The 259-nt window shown below is 64.1% G+C and carries 1 protein-coding gene; it reads right to left on the bottom strand.

Annotated elements, in window-relative coordinates; translation table 11 throughout:
- Nucleotides 1-259: efflux RND transporter permease subunit (locus ACZ3HH_RS30595; protein WP_465810407.1), on the bottom strand; the 259-nt coding region annotated here is incomplete at both ends.

Genomic DNA, 259 nt, shown 5'->3' with positions numbered 1-259 from the left:
ATCCCGATCAGCAGGATGATGCCGATCAGCGCGATGATGTCGAACTGGCCACCGGTGACGATCAGCGCGATCATCGCTCCCACCCCGGCCGAGGGCAAAGTGGAGAGCGCAGTGAGCGGGTGGATCGCGCTTTCGTACAGGATGCCGAGCACGATGTAGATCGCCAGCAAGGCGGCGAGGATCAGCAGCGGCATCGATCCGGTCGATTGCGCGAACACCTTGGCGGTGCCGCCGAATTCGCCGTGGACGGTAGCGGGCA

This window comes from Pseudomonas sp. PME37.24/025 (genome assembly GCF_055556615.1).
This window is presented reverse-complemented; position numbering and strand designations above follow the sequence as displayed.